Raw genomic sequence first — 558 nt, 5'->3', positions numbered from 1 at the left:
GCATCCACGCCAAGCTAGAAAACCAAACTAGAGACAAGCTGAACAGGATAACTAACGCGATGCTTTTGCCTGAGACCGACATTCCGGCTGGCACCAAGCTCGACATCAAGCTGATGAAGAAAACCAGTGCTTTGGGGTTGAGAATGTTGGTTGCAAAACCTTTGGCAAAAGCCTGACGTTTGTTGCTGATCACGAAGCTGTTTGTTTTATTTTGTTGATCCGTTTGCGGGTTTTTGATCGTAGCGATCACGCCGCGCAGGGCACCAACACCGAGGTAAAGCAGGTAACTGCCACCTAGCAGTTGTAATACCGAATACAGCAAAGGATGTTGATGCACAAGGTAGCTCACTCCAGTCAGGCTGAACAACGAGTGCAGCAAAATACCAACGGATAAGCCAAGAGCGATGTATAAGCCCGTCTGGCGACCATGACGCGTGGCATTTTGCACCACTAATGCGAAGTCGGGGCCTGGGCTCATTAAGGCAATAAAGTGAATGCTGGCCAATGTCAGCAGGATAGTGGATTCATTCATAACACATCTCAAAGATTACCAATGCA

At 48.2% G+C, this 558-nt stretch carries 1 protein-coding gene; it reads right to left on the bottom strand.

The window, feature by feature from the left end:
• Window positions 1–532, bottom strand: a 532-nt coding sequence (locus tag R7093_RS27255) for a LysE family translocator (protein WP_318147281.1), incomplete at its 3' end; no start/stop codon positions are given.
• Between the last annotated feature and the right edge of the window lie 26 nt (window positions 533–558).

The organism is Vibrio sp. 1580, assembly GCF_033340055.1.
This window is presented reverse-complemented; position numbering and strand designations above follow the sequence as displayed.